Below are 8,780 nucleotides of genomic sequence, written 5' to 3' on the forward strand. Positions count from 1 at the left end.
ACACCCCTATCATTGCGCCGCCCTGGGCATAATCTCCCCTACCCTGCTCTCAAGGGCTGGCCTGGAGCCAGCAACGGAGGCGGTTATCTTGAAGGTAAACACGCCATCGATAAACTGAAGATTGGTTTCTGCCGAATCAGAGTCAATGTGTCGCGCAACCACATTTGTGACTGGCCCGCCGCCTGTAGAATAGGCCCGCTCGAGTTCATCGCCTACGAGCGTGTATGTGACCTGCTCCACCACACCATCCCAATTCACCCAGGTGAGGTTGACGGGGAAACCAGAGTCCGGGCCCAGGTCTAAGACCTGAGCCTGCTGGACATCGCGCCTCAACCAGTGGATGGCGTTCTCCACCTGTTTAATAGCCGTCATGTGAGTCGTGCTCTGGACATGGCTGGTGAACACCTGGTAGATGCCCGTGGATATGGCACCGGTGATTGAGCTGGCAATAGCCATGGCTACAAGCGCCTCCACCAGTGTGAAGCCCCTCTGGTTATTGGTCCCTGGTCTGCCCCACCTCATCTATTCACCTTGTAGCCCTCCAGGGCTAGCACTTGCTCGCCGCCGTGACTGATGGTGACGGTTACTTTCTGGATGTTGCCGTCTCTTGAGGTTATCGGCCCGGAGCTGATAGTGGCCGAGTAACCGGGGTATTCGCCAGGAATTGGAGCCGCAGGATAGGAGCCAGAGGACTCGTAAGCCAGGCTCTTAGCGTATTCCATCTGGCTCTCAGCCAGGTTCTTGGCGGTCTCTAACTCGTCCGTCCGGGGCAAGACAATCAAACCAGTACTCAGGGCGGCGAGAAAGCCGACCCCAACCATGCCGAGGATTCCCAAGCCCACCACCACCTCCACCAGAGAGAACCCCTTTTCATTTTTCATCGCCGCTGTCTTTTACCTTTCCTTAAGCCCGGCTTCATTCTATATGGCAGGTGCCGGCTGGGATATGCCCCATTAGTCTTTCGCTGGGTGGGAATTAGGTCCCCCTTACCAGACATCTTGCTTCCATCTCCCAGGCCATCATCTTCCTTCAATCCCCTGGACCATAATCTAGCAGGCCAGGGTAAACAGGAAAGTAAAGAGCGCCGTCTTGCAGGTAGAGGAGGGCTAAGCTTTCATAAAGGAGGGTGAAGAAACGGTCAAGACACCAGACCTGCGAGATAGGATATTCAGAGCGAGGAGGAGGCCTTGACAGGCTGGAAGGTTATGCCCATCAACGGGGAGACCTCCCCGAACCTGGAAGGGGACAGGCTACCCGTCCCCGACTCGGCCCTGAAGACCCAGGATGACCTGCCCCCCCAAAAACCAGTCCAGTTGTGATGTTGGACTGGAGATTAAGAAGACCCCTTGTGCGCTATTCTGCTGGGTTATCCTTTTCCGTGAAAAGGCGGCGGTTCCTTGGTTCGTTCCTTCAAAGGTGACGGTAGAGCCTGGAGAAGCATATCCGCACAAAAGAGGTCCACAATGACAGGAGTCCCCCATAGGGCGGCTATCTCTTCTCCATAATAGTACGCAAGTTCCCCCTGAATGAGAGGAGTCATATCTATCAATGAGAATGAGGCGAAGTTGTAAGCCTCTTCCACGGTTACGTCCGGCACGCCGGGCAGATGGTCATAGGCATCAGCCTCTGGGACCAGGCCAGACAGCGCCGCAAGGAGGAAAAAGGTAAACAGCCCGTGGTCAATTACCATGTCACCGAATTGCCCGACCTCAACAGCAATGCCGGTGCTGGTCGTAGCCCCAGCGACAATCCTGCCCTTCCGGGCCAGCTCAGTCATGCCACCGGCCAGGCACATATCGAATACGAATACAATCCTGTCGGTGCGAAAGCTGCTGAATTCCTTTGCTAGCTCCTCATCCCAGAGGAAGTCCATTTTTTTGCCATCACCCTGGTCGCTCACAATTCCCTGATGAATAACACCCACGCCTTTATGTTCCCGGTCTTTCTCTTTCCATCCGCGAGCATACTGTCGGGCACCATGTCCGCTGTAGAAGAACACAACCTCATCACCAGGTTTCGCCAAACGTCCTATTTGCTTGATGGCATTCAGGATGTTATGACGGCTGGCGGCATCACCTATTAGTGGAATGACGGTATCAAAACCATAGGCCGCAAGCAATCCTGCCATCGCTTGAGCGTCGGCTTCGGCATATTCGAGTTCGACATCAAATGGAGGAATCAGGGGAATCTGCCCATCAGCCGCTACACTCCCCTGGTAGTTGCTACCGATAGCGATGGCGTAACCCTTTTTGCCTACTGAAAGCGCCCCCAATTTGCCGGTTATGGTGGCAAACTGCTGCCCGCCGGACCGTCTAGGTAATCCTCCTTCATGCTGCCCATCATTGAAAGCTGCTTTCTTCACTATCTCCATATCTCTGGCATCCGGCTGAGCGGCAGAAGCCGCGGTTGGCAATATCAAGGTGACCACCAGAGACAGCACCAAGCACAAGGCCCCTACTTTCCCTACACCACGTCTGCTTCTTTGCAACGTCATTCCAAGCATTCTTACCTCCCTTGAATGGGTTAACTGAAAGTACCGGGCAGTTAACCCGCATTCGTGCGCGCATCCTAACAGGCGAGGTAACTGAGACACGGTAAAGTTAGTTTAAGATTTGGTGTAGAGTTGTTAAGATTCGGTTTAGTTTGCCATCAATCGTCAGGGGGGACTGTTGCCGAAGTGGGGTTCGGTGCTAGGTGTTGGGGTGGGGGTTACTGCGGGGACCAGGCCGGGTATATGTCCATGGCGGGGTTGTTGGTCAGGCGGGTCTGCCTGCCGCCATCGGCGTTCATCACATAGATTTCCCTGTTCCCATTCCGGTCGGAGACGAAGGTAATCGTGGTGCCATCGGGGGACCAAGCCGGGTACAGGTCCGAGGCGGGGTTCCTGGTCAGGCGGGTCTGGCCGTTGCCATCGGCGTTCATCACATAGATTTCCCTGTTCCCATCCCGGTCGGAGACGAAGGTAATCGTGGTGCCATCGGGGGACCAGGCCGGGTACAGGTCCGAGGCTGGGTTGTTGGTCAGGCGGGTCTGCTCACTGCCGTCGGCATTCATCACATAGATTTCATAGCTCCCATCCCGGTTGGAAACGGAGGCAATCCTGGTGCCATCGGGGGACCAGGCGGGGTACAAGTCCAAGGCGGGGTTGTTGGTCAGGCGCGTCTGCCCACTGCCATCGGCGTTCATCACATAGATTTCATTGTTCCTATCCCGGTCGGAGACGAAGGCAATCCCGGTGCCATCAGGGGACCAGGCCGGGTACAGGTCCGAGGCGGAGTTGTTGGTCAGGCGGGTCTGCTCACTGCCGTCAGCCTTCATCAGGTAGATTTCATTGTTTCCATCCCGGTCGGAGACGAAGGCAAACCTGGTGCCATCGGGGAACCAGGCCGGGAAATGGTCTTGAGCGCCGTTGTTTGTCAGGCGGGTCTGCTCACTGCCATCGGCCTTCATCACATAGATTTCATTGTTTCCATCCCGGTCAGAGGTGAAGGCAATGTACCCGCCGACAAAGGTGGCAGTAATGCTCTTGTTGGAGCTCATGGTTATGGTGGCCGGGTTCTGAAAGCCCGTGAGGTCGCCACTCCAGCCAGAGAGCTGCCAGCCTGACGCTGGCGTGGCTGTCAGCGTCACCAGGGTGCCCGCTACGTAGCTCCCATCGGGGGGGCTAAGGCTCACTTCCCCCTGCCCCTGGAGGCTGACCATCAGGGTGTAGGTGGGCGCCTGGGTCTGGAAGTAGATGGTGTTGGAGACATTGCTCCACCCCCAGGGGCCGTGGGCCTGCAGGTTCCACCGGTACTTCTCACCGGCCACCAGGGTGCCGCTGGGTACCGTCGCCGAGCTGCCACTGACCTGCTGGGGGTTGTAGATGATGTTGCCGGAGCCATAGGGGTACCTGCTGATGACCACGGCGTAGTAGTCGGCCCCCGCTACACCACCCCATTGAAGGGTCGGGGTGAGGGTGCTAATCACCGGCCCCGGCTCCGTGGCCGAGCCAGGTGAGATGGCTATAGGCGCTACTACCGGGGTGGGCGTGGGTGTTGGTGTACGGGTGGGCGTGGGTGTTGGTGTACGAGTGGGCGTGGGTGTTGGTGTACGGGTGGGCGTGGGTGTTGGTGTACGAGTGGGCGTGGGTGTTGGTGTACGGGTCGGCGTTGGTGTAGGGGTTAGGGTTGGCACCGGAGCCGGAGTAGAGGTGGGCGTGGTAGTTGGGGTCAGTGCTGGCGTTGGTGTAGGCGCCGGTGTTGCTGTTGGGGTCCGCGTTGGTATAGGGGTCGGTGTAGGTGTAGGGCTTAGGGTTGGCACCGGAGCCGGAGTAGAGGTGGGAGTGATAGTTGGTGTCAGTGCAGGCGTTGGGTTGGGTGTGGGCGTGGCTGTTATGACCGGTGTGGCAGTATGCGTGTCAGAGGGCGTGGCCGGGGCGGGCAGAGAAACGGGTGTCGGCGTGACTCCGGCGCGGATGGCCCAAAAGATAACCAAGCCGGTGGCCATCAATACCGAAACAACGGCCACCAGTAAGATGACTCTTCCTTTGATCTGCCCCTCCTCCCCTCAGGATATCACACGCAAACGAATTCAACATCCCTTGTGCCGGGGCAACAGCAGCACCCCCGGGGAGGCTTCAGGACTGCCTCCTTCCTCCCGATTACCTCAGCTAGCCTGGCATCTGTACTATCTGCACCCCTGCCGGAAGCTCGAACATGCTGTCTGGGATGTCAGCAAATTCTATGTTCTTGAACTCCATGACCGTCGTGCCCTCAGGGGTTGCCATCTCCACGCGGATAGGAAATCCCTTCTCTTTCCACATCCAGGACTTCGTCTTAGTCCCCTCGTCCGTGTATTCAACGACCAGGCAAACCTTTCCGTCCAGGGTCTCGGTGCCAATGACTACCGGCTTATACTCCTCAATATTTTGGGTGGGGGCTTCTGGGGCCTGGCTGAAATCCATTTTCATAGCCATGTTCTCCGCTGGAATATACATATACATCGTTCTTACATCCATATCTACTAGCTGGACCACAGTTTGCCCTTCCGCAGTGAACTCTGTCCTCATCTTGTTCTTCTCTAGCCACACCTTTGCAGTCGTCGTTGGCGTTCCCGGGGCTGTGATTGTCATGTCATATTTGACGGAGACTATGCCTGCTGCCTGGGCGAAAATCTGGCTCAACTCACTTGGCGTTGGGGTCGGAGCAGGGGTTGGGGCGGGAGTTGGGGTCCGAGTTGGCGTTGGGGTGGCTGTAGGCGTGCTGGTAGGAGTAGGTCCTGGGGTAGACGTCGGCGTCGGAGTAAGTGCAGGAACAGGAGTTGGAGTGGGAGTTGGTGTCCGAGCCGGCGTTGCGGTGGCTGCAGGCGTGGGGGTAAGACCTGGAGTGGGGGTTCCGGAAGTGGACGTCGGCGCGGCCGTGGGAGCGGGAGTCAGTACAGGAGCCGGGGTAGGGGTAGATGTGACCAAAGGCAAAGGTGTGGGCGTAGAGGTCGGTGTCGGCTCGGCGGTGGGCCGAAAGACAAAAAACAGCCCAATGGCGATCAGGATAAGGAGAACAAGAATCCATATGCCTGGTTTCCTAAACACTATTCCCTCCTGAGGCAAAAATTACTGGCACGGGGGTGGCCGTGCGGCGGACACAAGCACTCATGCTGAGGAGGAAGGTTGCCTGTATCAACAAGAGAACCCAGCACTTCCTCGGTATTACCTCCCCCCTCTCTCAGGTTACGTGCTGGGTAGCTTTGACGAACGAAGTGTATCATCACGAAGACAAGCTGTCAAGGAAAGAAGGCCTCTCGGGTTAGTTCAGTCATGGTGACAGCCTTCCTTACTTTGTAGTGGCCGAAGCGGGCTGGCAAGGCTTCTTGCTTGTAGCTATAATTGGAGAAAGGTCAAAAGAGCGGGAGGGGACCGTGCTTGGATGGTTCAAACGTTTGCGGGAAGCAAGAGAAAAGGCGAGGCGGCCACAGGAAGAAAGAGAGAAGAGGGTCGCCACCTGGGTAGATGAGGCGTTAAGCCAACAGAGTCAGCCGAGAGTCTGCCCAAGATGTAAAGGAACCGATTGGCGATACCTAGAACTCTACAATTTGTGGCAATGTGGGACGGATTGGTGTGGCAACCTTATGACTTTCACCGGACCTCAGGTCAGCCCTCCTGACGACCCGACAGCACCCCGAAACCCGTATTCCGAATGAGAAAGTCGAACCAGGCGGGCAGGCCAACCACGATTCAACTGAACGCAGACGGGTCATATCTGCCGGGGACAGGATTCGAACCTGCACGGGGTATTACCCCAGCGGATTTTAAGTCCGCCGCGTCTTCCCTTCCGCCACCCCGGCCGTTTAGATTATGACATAGCAGGGAAAGGGGGGGCAATGGGCAGGCCCTGGTGGTATGAAAAGCATAAGAAAAAGCGCTGGAGGCCCTCCCGGGACCTGTGGTTCTGGGGGGCCCTCCTCCTGGTTGTCCTCCTGGTGGCCCTGGCACGGACCTGTGGTAGAGGGTAAGGTACAAAAGAGGCGGCGACCGGATTCGAACCGGTGAATAGGGGTTTTGCAGACCCCCGCCTTGGACCTCTTGGCTACGCCGCCGCCAGCCTGATTATATCGGACAACAGGGGACAAATAAAGGCCCCGCCAGAGGCGGGGCCTTTGATTTTCTCTGGAGCGGAAGACGGGATTCGGACCCGCGACCTCCTCCTTGGCAAGGAGGCGTTCTACCGCTGAACTACTTCCGCTCTTTTGGTGCCGAGGAGGAGATTTGAACTCCTACGGGCTAAGCCCACAGCCCCCTCAAGACTGCGTGTCTGCCAATTCCACCACCTCGGCATGACCTTCCTACTGCTCCCCCTCCTTCTCCTCCCGTCCCCAGCACCCGCACCAGGGGCCCCATCCAGAGCGCCTTCTTCGGAAGAGCAAGGGCCATTTAAGGAACCAGGAAAGGCCCAGGATGATGAGGAGGATGGGCCACGTGAGGCCCCAGATGCTCCCCGTCACCACATCCAGCTTCACTAGGAGGGCCACCACCCCGATGACTATCAGAATAAGCCCTACGAACATCTTCCCCTTCCTTTCAGGCCACTTCTATTATAACATGGCAGGGGTGGCAGGATTTGAACCCGCGACCGGCGGTTTTGGAGACCGCTGCTCTACCGGGCTGAGCTACACCCCTCCGTACCCCTGGGGCGACTCGAACGCCCGACACGCGGTTTAGGAAACCGCTGCTCTATCCTCTGAGCTACAGGGGCATGGAGATAGGGGGATTCGAACCCCCGACCTCTGCGATGCGAGCGCAGCGCTCTCCCACTGAGCTATATCCCCCTTTGTATTCTAACAGGGCAGGTAAGGGGCGTCAACGGGCGAGCACCTACGGTTCCACCCACCTGGGGTCATGGCAGGCGGTGCACGCGCCATCATGGCATAGTGTGCACCTCAGGTCAAACACTCTCTCATGGCCTGGTACCGGCATCCCTGTGCCGCCCGCCACACCCGCCCCCGGCTGGCCTACTTTATGGCAAGCGTTGCACGGGACAAATTCCATTGCCTCATGGGTCATGGGCATGGCATGGGGCGTGGGGGTAGCCAGCGGCGTCGGGATAGGCGTCGGCCCAGGAGTGGGCGTTGGGGCTGGCGTCGCGGTGGCCGTCGGCGTTGGCGTGGGTATAGGCGTGGGGGCATTCGTTGGGGCAGGCGTTGGGGTAGCTACTGGCGTAGCCCGGGGGGTAGGGGTGAGGGTGGCCGCCGGAGTCGGGGCAGCCGCTCGCTTGCAGGCCAGGAGTGAGAACAGCACCATACCGGCCAGAAGGGCCACAAGAGATGGCGCCGCTTCTCCGTAGCCCCCATCAGGGAGAAACGCCCCAGGCAATAGCCCAAGCTTCCTATTCTAGACCTCCCTTGAAATAGAGAACTGCTGCTCTATCCTCTGAGCTACAGGGGCATGGAGATAGGGGGATTCGAACCCCCGACCTCTGCGATGCGAGCGCAACGCTCTCCGCCCGAGCTATATCCCCCTTTGTATTCTAACGGCCCCTGGAAAAGGTGTCACCTGCCTCTTTAGGGAACTGAGGGTCTCTGTCTACTCTTTAGACTTACTGCTTAGCTGACGCTTCCCTGAAGAGCTCAACAAGGGCCTTTACGTCCCTGAGCCAGGGCTCCTCGCCCCCCGCCGTGTTCTTAAAGGCGGCCACCTGAACCTTCTTGGTGGGCGCATAGTCGGGAGGGGATGCGAGAAAGGCCACCAGAAGCTCTCCCGCCTTCACGGGGTCCCCTTCCGGACGGGCAAGGCCCTTCTCCTCAAACCATCTTGGCAGGGGGTAGAGGGCAGAAGCGGTGCCCGTGGGAACACGGCCCAGCAGCACCGCGGAAAGGTCGGGCCCCAGGGTGCCCCCAGGCATGTTTAAAGCGCTGATGCTGTGGCACACGTTACAGACATACTTAGCTACGAACAACTGCCTTGCCTGCCGGGCCAGGGCTTGGTCAAAGGTTATCGCCGCCGGGGTGCCCGCCGGCGTCGGGGTAGGTGTTGGAGTGACCACCAGCGTTGGGGTGGGGGTGGGGGTAGCTTTCGGCTTGCAGGTCAAGAGCAGGAGAGAAGAGAGCAACAACTCGGCTATGAGGACCAACTGCAAACGGCTCCGCTTGTTCAAGTCATACCTCCAAGGCGGCATATGCTACATCCCTGACCTTCCCCCGTCAAGGTTCCCTGTGTTCTCTCACAACTTATGGTACAGGTGCGTACAATGAGGGATGCGCAGAAGAGAGATTCGGGAGATAATAGAGACCTGGAAGGCATGTGGTGA

At 58.1% G+C, this 8,780-nt stretch carries 8 protein-coding genes and 8 tRNA genes; 1 reads left to right on the top strand and 15 read right to left on the bottom strand.

Annotation, left to right across the window (positions count from 1 at the left end):
* Positions 1-9: 9 nt before the first annotated feature.
* From KJ624_05340 to KJ624_05400, 13 genes are all read right to left on the bottom strand, one after another.
* Positions 10-522 carry a prepilin-type N-terminal cleavage/methylation domain-containing protein gene (locus KJ624_05340; protein ID MBU2009247.1) on the bottom strand — a complete coding sequence of 171 codons (513 nt, stop codon included), beginning with the start codon at positions 520-522 and terminating at the stop codon, positions 10-12.
* Positions 519-881: a type II secretion system GspH family protein gene (locus tag KJ624_05345; GenBank protein ID MBU2009248.1), complete on the bottom strand. Its 363-nt coding sequence runs from the start codon at positions 879-881 to the stop codon at positions 519-521. Before KJ624_05345 ends, KJ624_05340 begins: the two co-directional genes overlap by 4 nt.
* 485 nt (positions 882-1,366) lie before the next feature.
* Positions 1,367-2,494, bottom strand: coding sequence for a caspase family protein (locus KJ624_05350; protein ID MBU2009249.1), 1,128 nt, complete (start codon positions 2,492-2,494; stop codon positions 1,367-1,369).
* A gap of 215 nt (positions 2,495-2,709) precedes the next feature.
* Positions 2,710-3,540: a DUF5050 domain-containing protein gene (locus KJ624_05355; protein MBU2009250.1), complete on the bottom strand. Its 831-nt coding sequence runs from the start codon at positions 3,538-3,540 to the stop codon at positions 2,710-2,712.
* 1,111 nt (positions 3,541-4,651) lie between these two features.
* Positions 4,652-5,569 carry a DUF4412 domain-containing protein gene (locus tag KJ624_05360; GenBank protein MBU2009251.1) on the bottom strand — a complete coding sequence of 306 codons (918 nt, stop codon included), beginning with the start codon at positions 5,567-5,569 and terminating at the stop codon, positions 4,652-4,654.
* A 668-nt stretch (positions 5,570-6,237) separates the two neighbouring features.
* Positions 6,238-6,321 (bottom strand) — tRNA-Leu (locus tag KJ624_05365).
* 178 nt (positions 6,322-6,499) lie between these two features.
* A tRNA-Cys gene (locus KJ624_05370) sits at positions 6,500-6,573 on the bottom strand.
* A gap of 71 nt (positions 6,574-6,644) precedes the next feature.
* Positions 6,645-6,719 (bottom strand) — tRNA-Gly (locus tag KJ624_05375).
* 5 nt (positions 6,720-6,724) lie between these two features.
* Positions 6,725-6,810, bottom strand: a tRNA-Leu gene (locus KJ624_05380).
* A gap of 9 nt (positions 6,811-6,819) precedes the next feature.
* Complete coding sequence (locus KJ624_05385) at positions 6,820-7,041, bottom strand: hypothetical protein (GenBank protein ID MBU2009252.1); 222 nt, start codon at positions 7,039-7,041, stop codon at positions 6,820-6,822.
* Between the two features lie 35 nt (positions 7,042-7,076).
* Positions 7,077-7,153, bottom strand: a tRNA-Trp gene (locus KJ624_05390).
* A 3-nt stretch (positions 7,154-7,156) separates the two neighbouring features.
* Positions 7,157-7,229: transfer RNA gene (locus tag KJ624_05395), tRNA-Arg, on the bottom strand.
* A gap of 1 nt (position 7,230) precedes the next feature.
* Positions 7,231-7,302: transfer RNA gene (locus KJ624_05400), tRNA-Ala, on the bottom strand.
* Positions 7,303-7,541: 239 nt separating this feature from the next.
* Here KJ624_05400 and KJ624_05405 point away from each other — a divergent pair.
* A complete protein-coding gene (locus KJ624_05405) occupies positions 7,542-7,817 on the top strand; it encodes a hypothetical protein (GenBank protein MBU2009253.1) in 276 nt (91 codons plus the stop codon).
* Between the two features lie 102 nt (positions 7,818-7,919).
* Here KJ624_05405 and KJ624_05410 read toward each other — a convergent pair.
* Positions 7,920-7,991: transfer RNA gene (locus tag KJ624_05410), tRNA-Ala, on the bottom strand.
* A 78-nt stretch (positions 7,992-8,069) separates the two neighbouring features.
* Positions 8,070-8,627, bottom strand: a complete 558-nt coding sequence (locus tag KJ624_05415; protein MBU2009254.1) for a cytochrome C — start codon at positions 8,625-8,627, stop codon at positions 8,070-8,072.
* Between the last annotated feature and the right edge of the window lie 153 nt (positions 8,628-8,780).

The organism is Chloroflexota bacterium, assembly GCA_018825785.1.
Classification (GTDB): Bacteria; Chloroflexota; Dehalococcoidia; order JACVQG01; family JAHKAY01; genus JAHKAY01.

Coding starts and splice junctions, on each gene's coding strand:
- KJ624_05405 (MBU2009253.1), top strand. CDS start 7,542: ATGGCATGGGGCGTGGGGGTAGCCAGCGGCGTCGGGATAGGCGTCGGC.
- KJ624_05350 (MBU2009249.1), bottom strand. CDS start 2,494: ATGACGTTGCAAAGAAGCAGACGTGGTGTAGGGAAAGTAGGGGCCTTG.
- KJ624_05355 (MBU2009250.1), bottom strand. CDS start 3,540: ATGAGCTCCAACAAGAGCATTACTGCCACCTTTGTCGGCGGGTACATT.
- KJ624_05340 (MBU2009247.1), bottom strand. CDS start 522: ATGAGGTGGGGCAGACCAGGGACCAATAACCAGAGGGGCTTCACACTG.
- KJ624_05345 (MBU2009248.1), bottom strand. CDS start 881: ATGAAAAATGAAAAGGGGTTCTCTCTGGTGGAGGTGGTGGTGGGCTTG.
- KJ624_05385 (MBU2009252.1), bottom strand. CDS start 7,041: ATGTTCGTAGGGCTTATTCTGATAGTCATCGGGGTGGTGGCCCTCCTA.